21 protein-coding genes are annotated in these 19,460 nt (G+C 67.3%); 6 read left to right on the forward strand and 15 right to left on the reverse strand.

Translation table 11 applies throughout. The features are described from left to right. Positions 1-40 precede the first annotated feature (40 nt). Positions 41-1,039 carry a Dyp-type peroxidase gene (locus RMCN_RS26025; protein ID WP_067395418.1) on the forward strand — a complete coding sequence of 333 codons (999 nt, stop codon included), beginning with the start codon at positions 41-43 and terminating at the stop codon, positions 1,037-1,039. Beyond that, entirely contained in the window at positions 1,039-1,836 is a 798-nt protein-coding gene (locus RMCN_RS26030) for a family 1 encapsulin nanocompartment shell protein (protein ID WP_064414322.1), read from the forward strand. The genes RMCN_RS26025 and RMCN_RS26030 overlap by 1 nt, the downstream gene beginning before the upstream one ends. Positions 1,837-1,847: 11 nt before the next feature. On the opposite strand, the gene purQ is transcribed toward RMCN_RS26030, so the two are convergent. The 3 genes from purQ to RMCN_RS26045 are packed head-to-tail and all read right to left on the reverse strand — an operon-like array spanning position 1,848 to position 3,483. Beyond that, positions 1,848-2,522 carry a phosphoribosylformylglycinamidine synthase subunit PurQ gene (gene purQ, locus RMCN_RS26035; protein WP_067395421.1) on the reverse strand — a complete coding sequence of 225 codons (675 nt, stop codon included), beginning with the start codon at positions 2,520-2,522 and terminating at the stop codon, positions 1,848-1,850. Continuing rightward, positions 2,519-2,770: a phosphoribosylformylglycinamidine synthase subunit PurS gene (purS, locus tag RMCN_RS26040; RefSeq protein ID WP_067395424.1), complete on the reverse strand. Its 252-nt coding sequence runs from the start codon at positions 2,768-2,770 to the stop codon at positions 2,519-2,521. The genes purQ and purS overlap by 4 nt, the downstream gene beginning before the upstream one ends. Positions 2,771-2,805: 35 nt before the next feature. Next, positions 2,806-3,483: an ATPase gene (locus RMCN_RS26045; protein ID WP_067395427.1), complete on the reverse strand. Its 678-nt coding sequence runs from the start codon at positions 3,481-3,483 to the stop codon at positions 2,806-2,808. A gap of 46 nt (positions 3,484-3,529) precedes the next feature. Here RMCN_RS26045 and RMCN_RS26050 point away from each other — a divergent pair, with 46 nt between their 5' ends. Continuing rightward, positions 3,530-4,183, forward strand: a complete 654-nt coding sequence (locus RMCN_RS26050) for an MBL fold metallo-hydrolase (RefSeq protein ID WP_064348051.1) — start codon at positions 3,530-3,532, stop codon at positions 4,181-4,183. Position 4,184: 1 nt separating this feature from the next. Here the strand turns inward: RMCN_RS26050 and RMCN_RS26055 are convergent, their stop codons facing one another. From RMCN_RS26055 to RMCN_RS26080, 6 genes are all read right to left on the reverse strand, one after another. Next, positions 4,185-5,822: an FAD-binding dehydrogenase gene (locus RMCN_RS26055; RefSeq protein WP_067395506.1), complete on the reverse strand. Its 1,638-nt coding sequence runs from the start codon at positions 5,820-5,822 to the stop codon at positions 4,185-4,187. Between the two features lie 24 nt (positions 5,823-5,846). Next, positions 5,847-6,551 (reverse strand): DUF2334 domain-containing protein, encoded by a 705-nt coding sequence (locus RMCN_RS26060; RefSeq protein ID WP_067395429.1) that lies wholly within the window; start codon positions 6,549-6,551, stop codon positions 5,847-5,849. A 69-nt stretch (positions 6,552-6,620) separates the two neighbouring features. Then, positions 6,621-7,118: a glutathione peroxidase gene (locus RMCN_RS26065; RefSeq protein ID WP_067395432.1), complete on the reverse strand. Its 498-nt coding sequence runs from the start codon at positions 7,116-7,118 to the stop codon at positions 6,621-6,623. A gap of 9 nt (positions 7,119-7,127) precedes the next feature. After that, positions 7,128-7,685, reverse strand: coding sequence for a TetR/AcrR family transcriptional regulator (locus RMCN_RS26070; protein WP_067395435.1), 558 nt, complete (start codon positions 7,683-7,685; stop codon positions 7,128-7,130). Positions 7,686-7,730: 45 nt separating this feature from the next. After that, entirely contained in the window at positions 7,731-9,836 is a 2,106-nt protein-coding gene (locus RMCN_RS26075; RefSeq protein WP_067395438.1) for a S9 family peptidase, read from the reverse strand. Continuing rightward, positions 9,833-10,732 carry a phosphoribosylaminoimidazolesuccinocarboxamide synthase gene (locus RMCN_RS26080; protein WP_067395440.1) on the reverse strand — a complete coding sequence of 300 codons (900 nt, stop codon included), beginning with the start codon at positions 10,730-10,732 and terminating at the stop codon, positions 9,833-9,835. Before RMCN_RS26080 ends, RMCN_RS26075 begins: the two co-directional genes overlap by 4 nt. A gap of 31 nt (positions 10,733-10,763) precedes the next feature. Here RMCN_RS26080 and RMCN_RS26085 point away from each other — a divergent pair, with 31 nt between their 5' ends. Together RMCN_RS26085 and RMCN_RS26090 are read left to right on the forward strand one after the other, a co-directional pair. Continuing rightward, the gene (locus RMCN_RS26085) at positions 10,764-11,381 is read left to right on the forward strand and encodes a hypothetical protein (protein WP_067395443.1); all 618 of its coding nucleotides are present in this window, start codon (positions 10,764-10,766) and stop codon (positions 11,379-11,381) included. A gap of 99 nt (positions 11,382-11,480) precedes the next feature. Further along, positions 11,481-12,395 (forward strand): type IV toxin-antitoxin system AbiEi family antitoxin domain-containing protein, encoded by a 915-nt coding sequence (locus tag RMCN_RS26090; protein ID WP_067395446.1) that lies wholly within the window; start codon positions 11,481-11,483, stop codon positions 12,393-12,395. Here the strand turns inward: RMCN_RS26090 and RMCN_RS26095 are convergent. Genes RMCN_RS26095 through purB form a run of 4 tightly spaced genes read right to left on the reverse strand, consistent with a single transcriptional unit; the run spans position 12,342 to position 16,527 of the window. Continuing rightward, positions 12,342-12,920: a DUF1707 SHOCT-like domain-containing protein gene (locus tag RMCN_RS26095; protein ID WP_067395449.1), complete on the reverse strand. Its 579-nt coding sequence runs from the start codon at positions 12,918-12,920 to the stop codon at positions 12,342-12,344. The two genes, RMCN_RS26090 and RMCN_RS26095, sit on opposite strands and share 54 nt — an antisense overlap. After that, positions 12,907-13,869: a tellurite resistance/C4-dicarboxylate transporter family protein gene (locus tag RMCN_RS26100; protein WP_308206362.1), complete on the reverse strand. Its 963-nt coding sequence runs from the start codon at positions 13,867-13,869 to the stop codon at positions 12,907-12,909. Before RMCN_RS26100 ends, RMCN_RS26095 begins: the two co-directional genes overlap by 14 nt. A gap of 10 nt (positions 13,870-13,879) precedes the next feature. Then, on the reverse strand, positions 13,880-15,112 hold the full coding sequence (locus tag RMCN_RS26105) for a cytochrome P450 (RefSeq protein ID WP_067395452.1): 1,233 nt from the start codon (positions 15,110-15,112) through the stop codon (positions 13,880-13,882). After that, on the reverse strand, positions 15,109-16,527 hold the full coding sequence (gene purB, locus RMCN_RS26110; RefSeq protein ID WP_067395456.1) for an adenylosuccinate lyase: 1,419 nt from the start codon (positions 16,525-16,527) through the stop codon (positions 15,109-15,111). Before purB ends, RMCN_RS26105 begins: the two co-directional genes overlap by 4 nt. A gap of 40 nt (positions 16,528-16,567) precedes the next feature. Between purB and RMCN_RS26115 the strand changes: the two genes are divergently transcribed. Beyond that, complete coding sequence (locus RMCN_RS26115; RefSeq protein WP_067395459.1) at positions 16,568-17,359, forward strand: DUF429 domain-containing protein; 792 nt, start codon at positions 16,568-16,570, stop codon at positions 17,357-17,359. Here RMCN_RS26115 and RMCN_RS26120 read toward each other — a convergent pair. Together RMCN_RS26120 and RMCN_RS26125 are read right to left on the reverse strand one after the other, a co-directional pair. After that, the gene (locus tag RMCN_RS26120; RefSeq protein WP_067395462.1) at positions 17,335-18,711 is read right to left on the reverse strand and encodes an APC family permease; all 1,377 of its coding nucleotides are present in this window, start codon (positions 18,709-18,711) and stop codon (positions 17,335-17,337) included. The genes RMCN_RS26115 and RMCN_RS26120 overlap by 25 nt on opposite strands. A gap of 91 nt (positions 18,712-18,802) precedes the next feature. Continuing rightward, positions 18,803-19,432, reverse strand: a complete 630-nt coding sequence (locus RMCN_RS26125) for a TetR/AcrR family transcriptional regulator (RefSeq protein WP_064414338.1) — start codon at positions 19,430-19,432, stop codon at positions 18,803-18,805. Positions 19,433-19,460: the final 28 nt, after the last annotated feature.

Consider the following 19,460-nt stretch of genomic DNA (forward strand, 5'->3'; position numbering starts at 1 on the left):
TTTACCGGTGAATCAAGATCATTGACGCTAGGGTCCAGTTGTGCCCGAGATCCAGCCGCAACCGGTGCTCGAACCGTTGACGCCTGCGGCCGTCTTCCTGGTGGCGACCATCGTCGACGGTGGGGAGGTGACCGTCCACGACGCGCTGCCCGATATCTCGGGGCTGGTGCGGGCCATCGGTTTCCGCGATCCGGCCAAGCGGCTGTCGGCGATCACGTCGATCGGGTCCAACGCCTGGAACCGGCTGTTCACCGGCCCCCGACCGGCCGAACTGCACCCGTTCGCCGAGATTCGCGGCGACCGCCACCACGCCCCGGCCACCGACGGTGACGTGCTGTTCCATATCCGGGCAGAGTCGATGGACGTCTGTTTCGAGTTGGCCACCAAGCTGGTCGACGCCATGGCCGGCGCGATCACCATCGTCGACGAGACGCACGGCTTCAAGTTCTTCGACAACCGCGACCTGATGGGCTTCGTCGACGGCACCGAGAACCCCGACGGTGCGCTCGCGCGGTCGGCCACCCAGATCGGTGACGAGGACCCCGATTTCGCCGGCGGCTGTTATGTCCACGTGCAGAAGTACGTGCACGACATGACCGCGTGGAACTCCCTGTCGGTGGAGGAACAGGAGCGGGTGATCGGGCGCACCAAGCTCGACGACATCGAACTCGACGACGACGTCAAACCGGCCGATTCCCATGTCGCGCTCAACGTGATCACCGACGGCGACGGCAACGAACTGAAGATCGTGCGGCACAACATGCCGTTCGGCGAGATCGGCAAGGGCGAGTTCGGCACCTACTACATCGGGTATTCGCGGACGCCGGCCGTCACCGAGCGGATGCTCGACAACATGTTCCTCGGCGACCCGCCCGGGAACACCGATCGCATCCTGGACTTCTCGACCGCGTTGACGGGCGGCCTGTTCTTCACCCCGACGCTCGACTTCCTCGACGATCCTCCCCCTCTGCCCGGTTCGGTCACCCCCGCCGAATACGGGGGCTCGCTGGCCATCGGCAGCCTGAAAGGAACCCGCTGATGAACAATCTGTATCGCGATCTCGCACCGATCACCGCAGCCGCCTGGGCGGAGATCGAGCTCGAGGCGTCACGAACCTTCAAGCGTCACATCGCCGGTCGTCGCGTGGTGGACGTCAGCGAGCCGGGCGGACCGGTCGCCGCCGCGATCAGCACGGGCCACCTGCGCGACGTGACACCTCCGGGCGACGGCGTGGTCGCGCACCTGCGGGAGGCCAAACCGCTGGTGCGGCTTCGTGTGCCGTTCACGGTGTCGCGCACCGCGATCGACGATGTCGAGCGCGGTTCGCAGGACTCGGACTGGGATCCGGTCAAGGACGCCGCCATGAAGTTGGCGTTCGCCGAGGACCGGGCGATCTTCGAGGGTTATGCGGCGGCCTCGATCGAAGGCATCCGGGCGTGCAGTTCGAACACCGCGCTCGCGCTGCCCGACGACGAACGCGACATCCCCGACGTCATCTCCCAGGCGCTCTCCGAGTTGCGGCTCTCCGGTGTCGACGGCCCGTATTCGGTTCTGCTGTCGGCGGAGGTGTACACCAAGGTCAGTGAAACCACGCAACACGGCTATCCGATCCGCGAGCACCTCAACCGGCTCGTCGACGGCGACATCATCTGGGCGCCGGCCATCGACGGTGCGTTCGTGTTGTCAACGCGCGGAGGCGATTTCGACCTACAGCTGGGCACCGATGTGTCGATCGGATACCTGTCGCACGACGCAGCCACCGTGCAGTTGTATCTGGAGGAGACGCTGACGTTCCTGTGTTACACCGCCGAAGCCTCGGTGGCCCTGACCCCTTGACCTCCGCGGTCCTAGGCGCTGAGGACGCCGTCGAGTGCGCTGTAGAACAGGCCCAGCCCGTCGTCGGACGGTCCGGTCAGCGCCTCGGTGGCGTGTTCGGGATGTGGCATCAGACCGACGACGCGCCCGTTGGCCGAGCTGATGCCTGCGATGTTGCGCTGTGAGCCGTTGGGGTTGTCGCGGTACCGGAACACCACGCGGCCTTCGCCCTCGAGCTCGTCGAGCACCTTGTCGCTGGCCACGTACCGGCCCTCGCCGGACTTCAGCGGGATCAGCACGTCGGCGCCGGTCTCGTATCGCGACGTCCAGGCCGAGGAGTTCGACGCCACCTCCAACCAGATGTCGCGGCAGACGAAGTGCAGCCCGATGTTGCGGGTCAAGGCGCCCGGCAGCAGGCCGGACTCGCACAGCACCTGAAAACCGTTGCAAATCCCCAGAACCGGCATACCGCCCTCGGCGGCCCTGATGACCTCGCCCATCACGGGTGCGAACTTCGCAATCGCTCCGGCGCGCAGATAGTCCCCGTAGGAGAACCCGCCGGGCACCACCACGGCGTCGACGCTCTTCAGGTCGGCGTCGGCATGCCACAGCGAAACGGGCTCGGCGCCTGCCAACCGCACCGCGCGCGCGGCGTCGACGTCGTCTAGGGTGCCCGGGAATGTGATGACGCCCACACGTGCCGTCATGACTCGGTTCCCGTCGGTTCCCGGCTCACGCTCCAGTCCTCGATCACGGTGTTCGCCAACAGCGATTCCGCGATCTCGGCAAGGGTGTCGTCGTCGATGCTGTCATCGACCTCGAGCTCAAAACGCTTGCCCTGCCTGACATCTGAGACACCATTGAAGCCCAGACGGCCCAATGCGCCGACGATCGCCTGCCCCTGCGGGTCGAGGATCTCGGCCTTGGGCATCACGTGCACCACCACCCTTGCCACGCGTCAACTGTACCGGCGGTTCCGTTGCGCGCGACTCACCGGCACGAACCGAGATACGCCTCGCACAGCGGGGCGGCCAGCGCGTCGAGAACCTGCGCATCGGGCACCGCCGGCCATGGCACCTGCAGCGGCAGCGTCGACCACAGCGCGAGTTCGACGAGGCTGCCGCTGGTGGGGTGGGCCAGCAGGTACTGGCGCACCACCTTCTGCCCGGCCACACTGATCACCGCGGCCAGCCGTTCGGGATCGGCCGTGGTGATCGACGGCGACACCAGCGGCGCCGTCAGCTGGCAGGTCCGCAGCCGCAACTGCGCCGAGTCGAGCACCGCACGGGTGAGGGGTCCGTTGTGCGCGACGTCTCCGCGCCAATGCAGCACCTGCGCCCGCAACTGCCACTGACCGGCCGGATGGGTGACCTGCGCCTTTGCCGCCACGACGTAGTCGCGCGGGTCGCCAGGCAGCGGCGGGCTGGCGCACAGTTCCTCGAACAGAAACCGCGGCGCGGGCGCGGTGACCGCCAGCCCGGCCAGCCCCGGCCACCGGTACACCGAGGACAGCGGTAGCTCGCTCGAGGACGGCCACGCCGCGTCAGGGATCGCATCGCAGATCGGCGGGCACACACCCGGGACCGCCCGCGCTGCGGGGCCGGGCACCGGGCCGATGGTCAACGCCACGCCGAACGTGGCGAGGGCCACCGCAAGCAGCAAACGCACGACTCAACTACCCCCTGAACACGGCCGGCGCCGCCACAATATAGCTATGCAATTGACCCATTTCGGACATTCATGCTTACTGGCCAATTTCACAAGCGAATCCGGTGACGAAGCGACGATCCTGTTCGATCCGGGCGTCTTTTCGCACGGATTCGAGGGGATCACCGGCCTGTCGGCAATCCTGATCACCCATCAGCACCCCGACCACGCCGACACCGAGCGGTTGCCCGCCCTGCTCGACGCCAATCCGCAGGCCGCCTTGTACGCCGATCCGCAGACCGCCGCGCAACTCGGCGACCCGTGGCGCGCGGTCAACGTCGGCGACGTCCTGACCATCGATCACCTGACCGTGCGCGGCGTCGGCGGCAAGCACGCGGTGATCCACCCGGAGATCCCGGTCATCGACAACATCTCCTACCTCGTCGACGACGGCACCCACCGCGCCCGCCTGATGCATCCCGGCGACGCCCTGTACGCGCCGGGCGAGCCGGTCGACGTGCTCGCCACCCCCGCGGCCGCGCCGTGGATGAAGATCTCCGAGGCGGTCGATTACCTGCGCGCGGTGGCGCCGACGCATGCGGTGCCCATTCACCAGGGCATCATCGATCCAAGCGCCCGCGGGATCTTCTACGGCCGGCTCACCGAGATGACCGACACCGATTTCCAGGTGCTCGAACCCGAAGACGGCACGCAATTCTGAGTCAGGCCGTGTCGCGTGCGGCGGCGCGCCCCGCCGCACGCCCGGAGAACACACAGCCGCCGAGGAAGGTGCCCTCCAGCGACCGGTAGCCGTGCACACCGCCGCCACCGAAGCCCGCCGCTTCACCGGCGGCGAACAGCCCGTCGAACGCGTTGCCGTCGGGCCTGAGCACACGTGCGTCGAGGTCGGTTTCCAGGCCGCCCAACGACTTTCGCGTCAAGATGTGCAACTTCACCGCGATCAGCGGCCCCGCCTTGCGATCGGTCAGCCGGTGCGGTGCCACGACGCGGCTGACGCGGTCGCCGAGATAGTTGCGCGCCACCCGGATCGAGGCGATCTGGGTGTCCTTGGTGAACTTGTTGGCCACCTCCCGGTCGCGGGCGGTGACCTCGGCCTCGACTGTGGCGTAGTCCAGCGGCAGCACATCGGGGACGTCGTTCATCGCCGAGACCAGTTCGCGCAGCGAGTCGGCGCTGACGAAGTCGACACCGCGGTCGACGAACGCCTGCACCGGCGCCGGCGCCCCGGCTCGGACCCGCGCCAACACGTCGCGAATGCTGCGACCGGTGAGGTCCGGGTTCTGTTCCTGCCCTGAGAGCGCGAACTCCTTGGCGATGATGCGGGCGTTGAGGACGAACCAGGTGTAGTCCTGTCCGGTCTTCGCGATGTGCTCGAGCGTGCCGAGCGTGTCGAAGCCCGGGTACAGCGGCGACGGCAGGCGGTTGCCGTTGGCGTCCAACCACAGTGACGAGGGCCCGGGCAGGATGCGGATGCCGTGCAGCGGCCAGATCGGGTCGTAGTTGGTGATGCCCTCGGTGTAGTGCCACATGCGGTCGCTGTTGATCACCCGCGCCCCGGCCGCCTCGGTGATGCCGATCATGCGCCCGTCGACGTGTGCGGGCACACCGGACAGCAGTTGCTCGGGGACGCGGCCCATCCGTTTGGGCCAGTTCTGGCGCACCAGGTCATGGTTGCCCCCGATGCCGCCACTGGCGACGATCACCGCCTGGGCCCGGAATTCGAACTGCCCGACCGGTTCTCGTGAGGTGGCCACGCCGCGGGGTGCGTCTGAGGGCTCGAATACGGTTCCGCGAACGCCGACGGCGGCACCGTTCTCGACGATGAGCTCGTCGACCCTGTGCCGGTGCGCATACCGCACGCGCCCGGTCAGCCGGCGAGCGAAGATGTCGACGATCGCGGGGCCGGTGCCCCAGGTGATGTGGAATCGCGGCACCGAGTTGCCGTGTCCGCGCGCGTTGTATCCGCCGCGCTCGGCCCACCCGACGAGCGGGAACGTCTGCAGGCCGCGTTCGCGCAGCCAGCCGCGTTTCTCGCCGGCGGCGAAATCGACGTAGGCGTGCGCCCATTGGCGGGGCCAGTGGTCTTCGGGCCGGTCGAATCCGGCCGAGCCGAGCCAGTCTTGAAGCGCCAGCTCGTGGCTGTCGCGAATACCCAGCCGTCGTTGTTCGGGGCTGTCGACGAAGAACAGCCCGCCGAACGACCAGTACGCCTGACCTCCGATGTTGTTGGCGTTCTCCTGGTCGACGATCAGTACGCGGCGCCCGCGGTCGATCAGCTCGCAGGCCGCCACCAGGCCCGCCAGCCCGGCTCCGACGACGATGACGTCAGCATCTGCCATGGCCGCCACGTTAGCGGTCGGGTGCTATGCGGCGGCGGTCATTGCGGGGCTCGGGCGCCATGTGTAGACGTCCGGCACGCAGCGGTGCATGAGCGCGAGGTCGACGGCGTCGAGCATCGCCTGTCGCGTGCCCGGCCTGCGCAAGTGCCGGGCGGCGACGGCGATTCGAACGATTCCGCCTCGTCGTGCCGTCCGCTCGGCGGACAGCACCAGGGCGCGGCACCACCACGGTTCACTGAGGAAGCCTTCGCCGCTACCGAGCACGCGCGAACGTACGGCCGTCCCTCGGACCAGGTCGGTGATGTCGGTGAGCCCGGCGAGAAGACGAAAGCCCTTGCGCGGCAGCATCACAGCGGTGCCGTTGGATACGGCCCATCCCGGCGCGGCGAACAGCCGGGTACGCAGACCCAGGTGTTCCATCACGCGGTCGGCGGCCAGCAACCGCAGCCCGGCCTCGTGTGCGGGCAGGGTCGCGAATTCTCCACGTCGCTTCGTGGTGGCCGCCTCGTCGAAGCCGTGCAACACGATGGCGTCACCGGTGTGGTTGCGGGCGGCGAGCCATTCGACGGTGGCGGCGTCCTCCTCGAGCCGATGGCCGCCTCTGATTCTGGGCGTTACCAGAAACGAGACCGGCACACCACGCGCGTCGAGATGCGAACAGAAGTCCGCGACGTCGGGCATCGTGCGCCCGGTGATCCCGGAGACGGAGACGATCAGCTGTCCAGCCACGCCGTCAGTGTGGCGGCGTCAGGTGTCGCAATGGTTTCCAACACACTGACGGCAGGTGGCCATCGGCGGCTATCGCGGCAGCACGTCCTCGATGGCCGCGATCACCTCGGGAGCGTCGGGTTCGGTGCGCGGCCGGAACCGCTTGACGACCGTTCCGCCGGGCGCGAGCAGGAACTTCTCGAAGTTCCACTGGATGTCGCCGGCCTTACCGCTGTCGTCGGGCGTCTTGGTCAACTCGGTGTACAGGGGGTGCCGGTCGGCGCCGTTGACGTCGGTCTTGGCCAGCAAGGGGAACGTCACCCCGTACGTCGTCGAGCAGAACTCGGCAATCTCCTCGGCCGTACCGGGCTCCTGGCCCATGAACTGGTTGCACGGCACGCCGATCACGGTCAACCCGCGGTCGCGGTAGTTTTTGGCCAACTGTTCGAGCGCGGTGTACTGCGGAGTCAGGCCGCACTTGGAGGCGACGTTGACCACCAGAGCGGCACCGTCGGCCAGTTCGCCGAGCGTGGTGTCGCGGCCGTCGAGGGTGGTCACAGCGATGTCGGTCAGCGGAGTCTCGGTCATGCCCGTACGCTACCCGGTCTCGAACAGCATGCCCGCGACCCGGTGCACGGTCGCCATCGGATCACCGTCGGCGTCGATCGCCTTGTTGAGCCACAACAACGAAAAGCCGTGCACCAGTGACCAGGCCGCGAGCGCCGCAGCCGCAGGGTCCTGCGCGGCGCGCGGATCGTCGAGGGTGCCGACACCCTGCCTCAGTTCCGCGCCTGCCGCGTCGCGAGCCGCCTTCAACTCCGCGTCGTCGGGATCGACGAGCGAGCGGTCGAACATCACCGCGTAGTGCCCCGGATTGTCGAGCGCGAAGCGCACGTACGCCAGTGCGGCATCGATGAATTCGGGCTTCGCCTCGGCGAGCGCCGCGGCAAGTTTGCGCCACCCCTGCGTGGCCAGCGCGGTGAACAGACCGCGCCGATCGGTGAAGTGGTGTGCGGGCGCGGCGTGCGACACCCCGGCGACCCGCGCGAGTTCTCGCAGCGAGATCCCGTCGGCACCGCGCTCGGCCACCAGCCTGGCGGCCTCCGCGAGGATGACGGCCTTCAGATCGCCGTGGTGATAGGACGCCTTGCCCATGCGGCCATCATAGCCGAAATCTTGACAGTGGCTAGATTCTTGCTTTCACGGGCGGCGCTCGTGATCGGCCCGAGCAGCGTCGAGTAACCAGGCGTACTGGAAAGCGGTTTCCTTCCAGCGTTCGTATCGACCGCTGATACCGCCGTGGCCGGCATTCATCTCCGTCTTCAGCAGCACCGGATGACCGTCGGTCTTGGCGTGGCGCAGTGCGGCAACCCATTTCGCCGGCTCGACGTAGTACACCCGGGTGTCGTTGAGCGACGTCATGGCGAGTATGCGCGGGTAGTTCCTCGCCGCGACGTTCTCATAGGGCGAATACGACTTCATGTACTCGTAAACGTCCTTGCTCTCCAACGGGTTTCCCCACTCGTCCCACTCGGTGACCGTCAACGGCAGCGACGGGTCGAGGATCGTGGTGAGCGGGTCGACGAACGGCACCACCGCGAGGATGCCCGCGAACAAGTCCGGAGCCATGTTGGCGACGGCACCGACGAGCAGACCACCGGCACTACCCCCGTACGCCACCAGATTTTCCGGCCGGGTCACATCGGTTTGCACGAGATGCTCTGCGACGGCGACGAAATCGGTGAAGCTGTTCTTCTTCTCGAGCATCTTGCCGTGTTCGTACCACGGCCGGCCGAGCTCGCCACCGCCCCGCACATGCGCCACCGCGAACACCATCCCGCGATCGAGCAGTGACAGCCGCGCGATGGAGAACCGCGGATCTTCGCAGGCCTCGTAAGCGCCGTAGCCGTACAGCAGCGTGGGCGCCGGATACTGCAGGCCGATCTTGTGCACGATCGAGATCGGTATCCGCGCACCGTCCTGCGCGATCGCCCAATCACGCCGCTCGACATAGTCTTCGGGCCGGTAGTCGCCGAGCACAGGCTGTTCGCGCAGCAGCGTCCGTTCGCCAGTGGCCAGGTCGACGTCGTAGATGCGCACCGGGGTGGTGTAGGAGGTGGCGCCGATGCGCAGTTTGGGTGCGCTCCAGTTGGGGTTGGCGCTCAGTCCCGCCGACGTCAGCTCGGACTCGAAGGTGAAGTCCTCGGGACGGCCGTACTCACCGCTCGGGTGAAGGGGCCAGAGCTGGATCTTCGGCAGCGCCTCACTGCGATAGCTGACGACGAGATGGCCGTCGAACGCGTCCACGGAATCGAGGCGGACGTCGTCGCGGTGTTCGATCAGGGTGCGCACCGCGGTGGGGTCGCCGACGGGCGCCTCGACCAGGGTGAAGTTCTCCGCCCCGTCGTTGTGCAGGATGAGAAACCGGTCCTCACCGCCCACGACGGCGTGTTCGACGGAGTACTCGACGAGATCGCGGCGCGGCCACACGATCGTGAACTCGGCCTCCGGGTCGGTCGCGTCGGCGTAGCGCACCTCGGAGGTGACGGCGCTGCCCGCGGCGACGATCACGTACTTGTCGCTGCGGGTGCGGCCGACGCCGAGCCAGTACCGTTCGTCGGGTTCGTGGTAGACCTTCTGCGCGGGTAGCCCCGCGCCGAGGCGGTGCCGCCAGATGGTGTCCGGACGCCACGCCTCATCGAGGGTCGAGTAGTAAAGGGTGCGATTGTCGGCCGCCCACGTCGCGCCGGGGCCGATACCGGTGATGGTGTCCTCGTACAGTTCACCTGTGCGTAAGTCCTTGAATCGCAACGTGTACCGCTCGTCGCCTTTGAGGTCGACCGAGTAGGCGAGGATGTTGCCGTCCAGGCTGACCGAGGCGGCGCCCAGCGAGAAGAACTCGTGGCCTTGCGCCTCGAGGTTCTCGTCGAGCAGAACCTGCTCACCGGGGATCTCGGTGTTCTCGTCGAGCAGCGGGGGCGTCCAGTCGTCGGGATCGGCTACGGGGCAACGGCAGTGCACGCTGTACTGCTTGCCCTCGAAACTGCGGCCGTAGTACCACCAGGTGTCGCGTCTGGTCGGCACCGAGAGATCGGTTTCCTTGGTGCGGGCCTTGATCTCGTCGAAGATGGCCTGCCGCAGGGGCGCAAGATGCTCGGTGACATGCTCGGTGTAGGCGTTCTCCGCCTCCAGATGTGCGATCACGTCCGGGTTGGTCTTGTCGCGCAGCCACTCGTAGGGATCGACGAAGACGTCGCCGTGATGTTCCCGCCGGGTGTCGACGCGCTTGGCCTCCGGCGGCTTCATGCGCCGATCCAGTCGTCGAACTTGCGGCCCGAAATGCGTTCGTAGGCCTCGATGTAGCGCGCGCGGGTCGATTCGACGACATCCGGCGGCAGCGGCGGCGGAGGCGTGTCACCGCCGCGGTCCCATCCGGACTCCGCGGAGGTGAGCCAGTTGCGGACGAACTGCTTGTCGAAGCTGTTCTGCACCACGCCTTCTTTCCAGTCGTCGGCGCGCCAGTACCTGCTCGAGTCGGGGGTGAACACCTCGTCGGCCAGCCGCAGTTCGCCGTCGGTGTCCACACCGAACTCGAACTTGGTGTCGGCGACGATGATCCCCGTGGTCAAGGCATGTTCGGCGCCGCGACGGTAGGTCTCCAACGTCCGATCGCGCAGTTGTTCGGCCCGCTGCTCGCCGATCAGCTCGACCACGTCGTCGAATGAGATGTTCTCATCGTGTTGTCCCAGTTCGGCTTTGGTCGCCGGGGTGAACAGCGGCTCGTCGAACTTGCTGGCCTCGACCAGCCCGCCGGGAAGCGGAATTCCGCATACCGCGCCCGTCTTCTGATAGTCGATGAGTCCCGAACCGGTGAGGTATCCGCGGGCCACCGCCTCCACCGGCAACATCTCGAGTTCCTGCACGACCAGCGCGCGCCCGAGCACATCGACAGGGATGCGCTCGTCGTCGGGTGGGCCGGCGAGGTGATTGGGCGTGCCCGCCGTCCGGCTCAACAGGTCGAAGAAGAACACACTCATCGCCGTCAGGATGCGGCCCTTGTCGGGGATCAGCGAGTCGAGGATGTAGTCGTAGGCGGAGATGCGGTCGCTGGCCACGAAGAGCAGCGTCTCGCCGTCCACGCGATACAGTTCGCGAACCTTGCCGCTGGCCAGATGTTCGTAGTCGGACAGAGCGGGGCGCATCGGGCCAGCCTATCGGGCAGCATCTACAGCCATGACTTCGCGGTTTATCCCCTATGCCACGACACCCTCGCGGGTCCTGGCGCAGCTCGTCAGCGATTTCGTCGTGGTCGCCTGGACCACGGTGTGGGTGCTGGTCGGCATGGCTGTGCACTCGGCGGTCTCCACGATCGCGGCGGTGGGCCGCCAGGTCGAGACCGGTGCCAACGGTGTCGCCGACAACCTCGATGCGGCGGGCGAGCGCACCGACGACTTCCCGCTCGTCGGCGATGCGCTCAGCAAGCCGTTACGGGCGGCCAGCGAGGCCGCACTCGACATCGCCGGTGCCGGTCACAGCCTCGACACCACGGCGTCGTGGCTGGCGTGGGTGCTGGCATTGGCGGTTGCCGCGCCGCCGATCCTGTTCGTCGCGATGCCGTGGCTGTACCTTCGGCTGCGCTTCTTCCGTCGCAAGTGGACCGCGATCACGCTGGCCCGCACCCCTGCGGGCGAGCAGCTGTTGGCGCTGCGAGCGCTGGCCAACCGGCCGCTGGCCAAGCTGGTCGCCGTGCACGCCGACCCGGTCGAGGCGTGGCGCATGCACGACGCCGACGCGATCCGCGGCCTCGCGGCGCTGGAATTGCGCTCGTCAGGCGTCGCCCGCCACCTCTAAGCCCGCGATTTGTGAGTGATTGCGATCGGCCACCGAACGTTTTCACTCACAGATCGCGCGGCGGGGAGCCGATCGGGCCCTCGCCGGCGTCCTATTGCAGTGCTCGATGATTTATTGCGCGCTCACGATGGCGTCATCACTCTCGCGCAGGCCCGCGAAATCGGCTTGAGCGACCAGTCTGTCCGCAGACGCGCGCAGGCGGGGCGATGGCGTCGCTGCGGTCCCGGCGTCTATTTCGCCGCCGACCGACCATTCAGTGATGCCGCCCGAATCCGAGCCGCGGTATGGGGGTACGGCGACCGCGCGTGTGCCAGCGGTCTCGCCGCGGCGTGGTGGCACGGGGCGTCGAAATATGCGCCGGAGGTCGTCGACGTGACCGTGCCCAAGTCGAGCAACGGCCGACGCCGCCCCGGCTCGCGGTTGCGGCGGCGCGACCTGTCGCCCCGCGACGTCGTCGAGCGGGCCGGTCTGCGGCTCACCGCGCTGCCGCTGACCGTGATCGAAGCCGCGGTCCGCCGCGGCGGCGGGCCGAAGCTGATGGACGCCGCCCTGCAGCGTCATGTCGAGCTCGCCCAACTGTGGCGGGCGCATCTACGCAACAAGGGCAGACACGGTTCACCCGCCGCACGGCGACTACTCCGCGCGGCCGAGGACGGTACGCGTTCCGAAGCCGAACGACTCCTCGTGAAACTTCTGCGCGACGCCGGATTCTCCGGATGGAGGACGAACTATCCCCTCGGCGGCTACAAGATCGACGTCGCGTTCGTGGTCGAGAAAGTGGCGATCGAGGTCGACGGTTGGGCGTTCCACACCGACAGCGAGGTCTTCCAGATCGACCGCAACCGGCAGAACGTGATCGCCCTGTTGGGCTGGAAAGTGTTGCGTTTCACCTGGCTTGACCTGACGGCGTATCCGGAGCGGGTGATCGCCGAAGTAGCCGCCGCAACCCGGCAGCACCCGTCAGCCCAGCATGCGCCGCAAGGTGTGACCGAACGGATAGCGCGCGGTCACTGATCCGAATCGCACCCGTCCGCGCGCCACGAGATGCAGCCGCTGCGAGGGCGGACCGTAAGGCACCTTCAGAGTGGTGCTGCCCGCGAAGGTTTCGACGCCGTTGAGGTCGGCGGTGGCGCCGTCGGGCAGGATCAGTTCCGTTGAGCTGAAGTAGTCGTCGATATCCAGGACGACGGTGGGGCTCTGCAGGGTCGCGGCGGTGAAATCGAGCGTCGTGTCGCACAGGCGCGTGTTGAGGTCGATACGCGCAGGCACCGTCCACGGTCCCCGTCGCGAGATCGACGACATCCGGCCCCGCAGCCGCTCTTCCTCTCCGGCCGCGACGGGCTGCAGTGCATCCGGCGAGGGCAGGTCGGCGATCACCCGGCGCAGCTCGCCGCGGGTCCGAGCGGCGAGCACGGCGTCGATACGCTCGCTGAACTCGTCGAGAGTGAGCATGCCTTGGCCTACCGCCCGTTCGAGCAGTTGCCTCACATGATCGCGGTCGGCGTCGGAAACCCGCACGTTCGAGTCATCGATGTCCATGACCCGAGGGTAGGTGGCGGGTCCGAGCACTCACCCGCAGGACTCCCGCGATCGCGACAGCGATCCACGCAGCAAATGCGATCCAGAGGAAGACCAGTGAAATCGCCGGTAGGCCATGCCATCCGGTCTCCACCGCCATAGCATGGCTGGCCGCCGAGTACATGCCAAGCGGAAAGACCATCGCCCACCACACGCCGGCGAACCGCCGCGCACCCGGACGTCCGATATGCCGTACAGCGAAGTAGACCAGCGGCGGAATCCACGCCGTCGCCAGACACCACGTCGCGACGGTCACGTCGCGGACGGCGTCGATGCCGGCACGATGGATGTGGTCCCCCGCCAACGTCGCGATCGCGAGCCCACCCATCAATATCCACGCGTCGGGCTCGAACCCGCCGGGATCCAGCCGCGCAGCGAATGCGCGCGCCAAGATCAACGTCGTCATGACCCCGTATATCGCGATCGCGGCGATCCATATCGCGACGCCGGTCAGCAGCAGGGCATGCCAACCCGTGTCGCGCGCAAGGGCGACCGCGACGATCGCCAAGCCGGACGTGCCGACGCTGCACAGTTCCCACGCCCCGCGCGCCCGCCCCTGCAGTTCCTTCCAGGCCCGACGAACGAAGTTGCGTGCTGTCAAGACAACCAAAACCGACCACACCAACGCCGCCGGCACGGCCAGCGCCCACATCGCCACCGAGTTCGCCATCAACCTGCTGTCGAGCACCGCACACGCCGCCACGAACGTGAACAAGCCGATCGTCACATCGGGATCCGACCAATCGGGCGGTCGCCGAAACCACGAAACCACTGCCACAACAACAAGAACCAGCAGCCCCAGGACGGCCAGCACGGCCAGCGCGCCACTGACGTAGGTCAGGCCGTGGTCGACCGCGGCGATGGAAACGATCCCGGTCGCCATCACGAACGCGAACGCGTCGGGCCTCACCGCCCGCCGCTCACCACAGCTCGATCACGAGATGCCGCATACCGGTGTGCCGGTTGCTTCGCGTCCATTCGACGGGTTTGACGAGACGGGCCTGAGAGAATCGGGACAGCAACTCCTCGAACAACACCCGCAGTTCGAGCCGCGCCAGGTTCGCCCCCAGGCAGTAGTGCACCCCCTGGCCGAAGCCCAGGTGCGGGTTGGGTTTGCGGGCGATGTCGAACACGTCGGGTTCGGTGAACACCGCAGCGTCGCGATTGGCCGAACCCTCCCAGATCTGCACCTTCTGCCCGGCCTCGATCTCGCATCCACCCACCGATACGTCGCGAGTTGCGGTGCGCCGCTTGGACGGTGACGGCGATGACCAGCGCACCATCTCCTCGACCGCCGACGGCAGCAGCCCGAAGTCGTTGCGCAGCGCGGTCAGCGAGTCGGGGTTCTCGATCAACGCCAGCAGGCCACCCGCCACCGCGTTTCGCGTCGTCTCGGCACCCGCGCTGAACAGCAGGCTGAAGAACAGGTACAGCTCTATTTCCGAAAGGAGGGCCGGAGCGAGCTCACCGTCGTCCACCGATGCGTTCGCGACTACCGACAACATGTCGTCGGTCGGCGAGGCACGCTTGGCGGCGATCAACTCCTGCCCGTAGGTGTACATCCGCGAGCCGGCCTCTTCGGCGGTCAACTGGCCCACCGCGGCCTTCCGAGAACCGCCGAAGTCGAACTGCGGCTCGATCGCCTGGAACAACCAATGCCGTTCGGACTCCGGCACTCCTAACAGGATGCAGATCATCTGCATCGGCAGTTCGGCCGCCACGTCGACCAGGAAGTCGAAGGGTTCACCGGGCTCGACGGCATCCAACAGCCGCCGGGCGCGCACGCGCAGATCGTCCTCCACGCGTCGGATCATCCGCGGTGTCAGGCCCGAGCTGACCAGCCTGCGAATCTGGGAATGCCGCGGGTCGTCCATCATGTTGAGCACCTGACCGGCGATCGCCAAGTCCTGCAGCAGCGTCCCGCCGTACGGCCGGAAGCCGCCGGTCACCGACGAAAAGGTCTCCGGATCACGAAACACCGCAAGCGTTTCGGCGTAGGTGGCCACGGACCAGAACCCCTCGCCGTCTGGCGTGTGCTCGGTCGGCTCGTGCCAGTACACGGGAGCCTCGCGCCGATGCAACGCGAACAGCTCGTGCGGAAATCCGTTCGCGAAGTTGTCCAGATCGGTGAAGTCGATCCCGGCCAGTGTCACAAGATGGCACCCGAAGTGTATTTGGCCGCTTCGGGATAACGGCTCACCAACTCATCGACCGCCGCGACGACGCGGGCCACCTGATCGCCCGCCGCACCGGTGAACGCCTGCTTGTCGGCCAGCGCCGCATCGAGCGCCGGACGGTCCAGCGGCAGCCGCGAGTCGGCCGCCAACCGATCCAGCAGATCGGGCTCCTGGCCCTTCTCCCGCATGGCCAAAGCCACCGCCACGGCGTGCTCCTTGATCACCTCGTGCGCGGTTTCGCGGCCCACCCCGGCCCGGACGGCGGCGATGAGGATCCGCGTCGTCGCCAGGAACGGCAGGTAGCGGTCCAGTTCACGCTGGATCACCGCGGGGTAGGCGCCGAACTCGTCGAGCACGGTCAGGAACGTCTCGATCTGTCCGTCCACGGCGAAGAACGCATCCGGCAGCGCCACGCGACGCACCACCGAGCAGAACACGTCGCCCTCATTCCATTGCGCGCCTGCGAGTTCAGCCGCCATGGAGCCGTAACCGCGCAGCACCACCTGCAACCCGTTGACCCGTTCACACGACCGCGTGTTCATCTTGTGCGGCATCGCCGACGATCCCACCTGCCCGGGTGCGAAGCCCTCGGTGACCAGTTCGTGGCCGGCCATCAGCCGGATGGTGTGGGCCATCGACGACGGGCCGGCGCCCACCTGCACCAGCGCGGAGACGACGTCGTGGTCCAGCGAGCGCGGGTACACCTGCCCGACACTGGTGAAAATCTCTGTGAATCCGAGGAATTCGGCGACCCTCCGCTCGAGTTCGGCAAGCCGCGAGGCGTCGCCGTCGAACAGGTCGAGCATGTCCTGGGCGGTGCCCATCGGGCCCTTCACCCCGCGCAACGGGTAGCGGTCGGTCAACGAGCGCAGGCGCTGCAACGCGATCAGCAGCTCCTCGGCCGCCGAGGCGAACCGCTTGCCCAATGTGGTGGCCTGTGCCGCGACGTTGTGGCTGCGGCCGGCCATCACCAGATCGCGGTACAACACGGCGCGCTCGGCCAACCGGGCCACGACGGCCACACCGTGGGAGTGCACCAGTTCGAGGGAGCGCCGGATCTGGAGCTGCTCGACGTTCTCGGTCAGGTCGCGACTCGTCATGCCCTTGTGCACGTGTTCGTGACCCGCCAGCGCGTTGAACTCCTCGATGCGCGCCTTGACGTCGTGGCGCAGCACGCGTTCGCGGGCGGCGATCGAGGCGAGGTCGACCTGTTCGAGCACCCGCTCGTAGTCGTCGAGCACGCCGGCGGGCACATCCACGCCCAGCTCCGCCTGGGCGCGAAGCACCGCCAGCCACAGCCGGCGCTCCGCGACGACCTTGGCTTCCGGTGACCAGATCGCCACCATGTCCTCGCTGGCGTACCGATTGGCCAGCACGTTGGGGATCGTCACAACCACTGAGCTTACGACCCGGCTGGTGCAGGCTGGTCCCATGTACTTCGTCGGGCTCGATCTCGCGTGGGCGGGGCGAAACCAATCCGGGGTGGCCGTCCTCGACGACGACGGACGGCTAGTGCACGTGGGTGCGGCGGTCAGCGACGACGAGATCGCGGCGGCCCTCGCGCCGTATGTCGAGGGCCCCTGCGTGGTGGGCGTGGACGCGCCGCTCATCGTCACCAACCCCAGCGGGTACCGGCTCGGCGAGACGCTCTACAACCGGGACTTCGCGCCGTTCGAGGCCACCGCGCAGCCCGCGAACACGAGCAATCCGCTGTTCGATCCGCCCCGCGCCGAGGTCCTCTGCCAACGGCTCGGCCTGGACCCCGACCCGCTGTCGCGCAGCGACCGCCGGGCGATCGAGGTCTACCCCCACGCGGCGACGATCGCACTGTTCAGACTCGGCAAGACGCTCAAATACAAGCGGCGCGCCAAAGATGTCGCCAAACGCAAGCACGAGCTGCTGCGCATGGTGGGGCTGATCGAGGGGTTGAACGACGCGACGCCGCGGCTTCGGGTGCGCGACAGTCCCGCCTGGCTCGAAATTCGCCGAAGGATCGAGGCAAGCGATCGCGCCTTCCAGCTGAACGCTTGCGAGGATCCCGTCGACGCGGTGCTCTGTGCGTACGCCGCGCTGTTTTTCGAGCGGCGACGCCACGACGTCACGATCTACGGCGACCGCGAGGCCGGCTACATCGTCACGCCGGCGCTACCGCCGGGGCTGACACCGACTCCCCGAGCCCGTGGCAGGCAGCCGGGCGGTCAGTCCGGCGTCTGCGCCAGTTGAGTCGGATCGGTGATGCCGGCGACCTTGATGCCGAGCCGCCGGTTGATCGCCATGGTGACGAGGAAGAGCACGATTCCGATCAGCACCAGGATCCCGCCCAGCAGATACTGCGTGCCCGGACGGCCCGACAGCGGCGTCACCAGGTACAGCGAGGTGATGAACCCGATGACGGGCAGTACCGTGGGTGTCCGGAAGTGCCGGTCGTCCTTGACGGCATCGCGACGTAGAACCAACACCGCGACGTTGACCGTCGCGAAGACCGCCAACAACAGCAGCGACGTGGTGCCGCCGAGCACCGAGAGCGCCTTGCTGCTCGCGAACGCCGAGACATAGAAGATCAGCCCGAACGCGACGATGGTCGTGAAAATGATTGCCACCCACGGGGTGTGGCGAGTCCGGTGCACCGAACCCAGCACCGGCGGCAGAACGTGCTGGCGTGCCATGCCGTAGATCAACCGGCTGGCCATCAGCATGTTGATCAGCGCGGTGTTGGAGACCGCGAACATCGTGATGAACGGGAACAACTCGTCGATCGGAAGTCCGGGCGCGGCGGCCTCGACCACGCTCACCAGTGGAGTGCTGCTCTCCCGCAATTCGCCGATCGGCACCAGTGCCACGGCGATGATCGACACCAGGATGTAGACGACGCCCGCGATGCTCAGGCCGGTCAACAACACCTTCGGGAAGATCCGGACGGGGTCCTTGGTCTCCTCGGCCATGTTGACCGAGTCCTCGAAGCCGACCATGGCGAAGAAGGCCAGCGATGTCGCCGCGGTGATCGCGACGAATGTGCTTCGGTCCTCGCTGCTTTCGAACATCACGATGCGTGAGAAGTCGTGGTCGCCGGCCTGGGTGAAGGCCCACAGCCCGACGAAGATCACCAGGAGCAGACCGCTGATCTCGATGACGGTCAGGCCGACGTTGAGCTTGACGCTCTCGCTGACACCGCGCAGGTTGATCGCGGCGAGGACGGCCATGAAGGTCAACGCGATGACCGCGACGCCCGCCTTACCCCAATCCAGGCCGAAACCCTTGATCAGGTTGGCCGCGAACGCCTGTGATGCGGTCGAGGCCGACGTGATGCCCGAACACATCACCACGAACGCGACCAGGAACGTGAAGAACTGGATCCCGAATGCCTTGTGCACGTAGAGCGCCGCGCCCGCGGCTTGCGGGTACTTGGTGACGAGTTCCAGATAGGAGAACGCGGTGATGGTGGCGATGGCGAACGCGAGCAGGAACGGCAGCCATGCCGCCCCACCCACTTCCCCGGCGACCTGACCGGTCAGCGCGTAGACACCGGTACCGAGGATGTCGCCGACGATGAACAGCAGCAACAACCCCGGGCCCATCACCCGCCGTAGCTCAGGTTGCTTGTCGGTCGGCGTACTCACCGTCGTCTGCTCTTCGCGCAAGCGCTCATCGGTGCCCTCCTGGTGACACCTACACCTGTGCCACTCGTTCGTCGATTGGTGCCAACACGTCTATCACGTCGATCAAGGTCGCGCGTGCCGTTGCGCGAGGGCCGTCGCCCTCGGCGACGAGCGCCGCCACCACCGCACCATCGACCGCGTTGACCAACGCGGTGAGGTACTCGGCGCGCACCGAGCGACCCGAGCGCTCGATGACCTCGATGACGGCATCGGTGCGCTGGCGCATGATCCGCCGTTGGACTTCGCGCAGCATGGGGTGACGCGCGCAGGCGATATAGCGCTCATAGCGCGAGATCAGCTGTTCGCTGACCCGCTGCCCCACCACGTCGTCGACCAACAGATCCACCAGGATGTCGGCGGTCGACTCCGCGCCTCGCCGCCGGCGCGACAGCATCGCCACGTGCGCGCGCAACTGTTCGGCCTCCCGCTCGCCGACGTATTCGACGGCCTTGGCGATCAGATCGTCCAGCGAGGAAAAGTAGTACGTCGTCGACGCCAACGGCAGACCGGCGCGACGGGCCACCGCGCGATGCCGCACCGCGTCGAATCCGCCCTCGCACAGCAGATCGGCAGCGGCGCTGACCAGCGCAAAGCGTCGACGTTCTCCCTTGGGAGTGACCGCTGCCGTCACCTTTAGCATGCTGCCAGTCGGGCGGCCGTCCCATCGC

The sequence above is a fragment of the Mycolicibacterium novocastrense genome (assembly GCF_001570485.1).
In the GTDB taxonomy this organism is placed as follows: Bacteria; Actinomycetota; Actinomycetes; order Mycobacteriales; family Mycobacteriaceae; genus Mycobacterium; species Mycobacterium novocastrense.

Excerpts from the sequence above, each read along its gene's own strand:
- RMCN_RS26030 (WP_064414322.1), top strand. The coding sequence starts at position 1,039 with ATGAACAATCTGTATCGCGATCTCGCACCGATCACCGCAGCCGCCTGG.
- purQ (WP_067395421.1), bottom strand. The coding sequence starts at position 2,522 with ATGACGGCACGTGTGGGCGTCATCACATTCCCGGGCACCCTAGACGAC.
- RMCN_RS26050 (WP_064348051.1), top strand. The coding sequence starts at position 3,530 with ATGCAATTGACCCATTTCGGACATTCATGCTTACTGGCCAATTTCACA.
- RMCN_RS26055 (WP_067395506.1), bottom strand. The coding sequence starts at position 5,822 with ATGGCAGATGCTGACGTCATCGTCGTCGGAGCCGGGCTGGCGGGCCTG.
- RMCN_RS26065 (WP_067395432.1), bottom strand. The coding sequence starts at position 7,118 with ATGACCGAGACTCCGCTGACCGACATCGCTGTGACCACCCTCGACGGC.
- RMCN_RS26070 (WP_067395435.1), bottom strand. The coding sequence starts at position 7,685 with ATGGGCAAGGCGTCCTATCACCACGGCGATCTGAAGGCCGTCATCCTC.
- RMCN_RS26075 (WP_067395438.1), bottom strand. The coding sequence starts at position 9,836 with ATGAAGCCGCCGGAGGCCAAGCGCGTCGACACCCGGCGGGAACATCAC.
- RMCN_RS26080 (WP_067395440.1), bottom strand. The coding sequence starts at position 10,732 with ATGCGCCCCGCTCTGTCCGACTACGAACATCTGGCCAGCGGCAAGGTT.
- RMCN_RS26085 (WP_067395443.1), top strand. The coding sequence starts at position 10,764 with ATGACTTCGCGGTTTATCCCCTATGCCACGACACCCTCGCGGGTCCTG.
- RMCN_RS26095 (WP_067395449.1), bottom strand. The coding sequence starts at position 12,920 with ATGGACATCGATGACTCGAACGTGCGGGTTTCCGACGCCGACCGCGAT.
- RMCN_RS26115 (WP_067395459.1), top strand. The coding sequence starts at position 16,568 with ATGTACTTCGTCGGGCTCGATCTCGCGTGGGCGGGGCGAAACCAATCC.
- RMCN_RS26120 (WP_067395462.1), bottom strand. The coding sequence starts at position 18,711 with ATGGGCCCGGGGTTGTTGCTGCTGTTCATCGTCGGCGACATCCTCGGT.
- RMCN_RS26125 (WP_064414338.1), bottom strand. The coding sequence starts at position 19,432 with ATGCTAAAGGTGACGGCAGCGGTCACTCCCAAGGGAGAACGTCGACGC.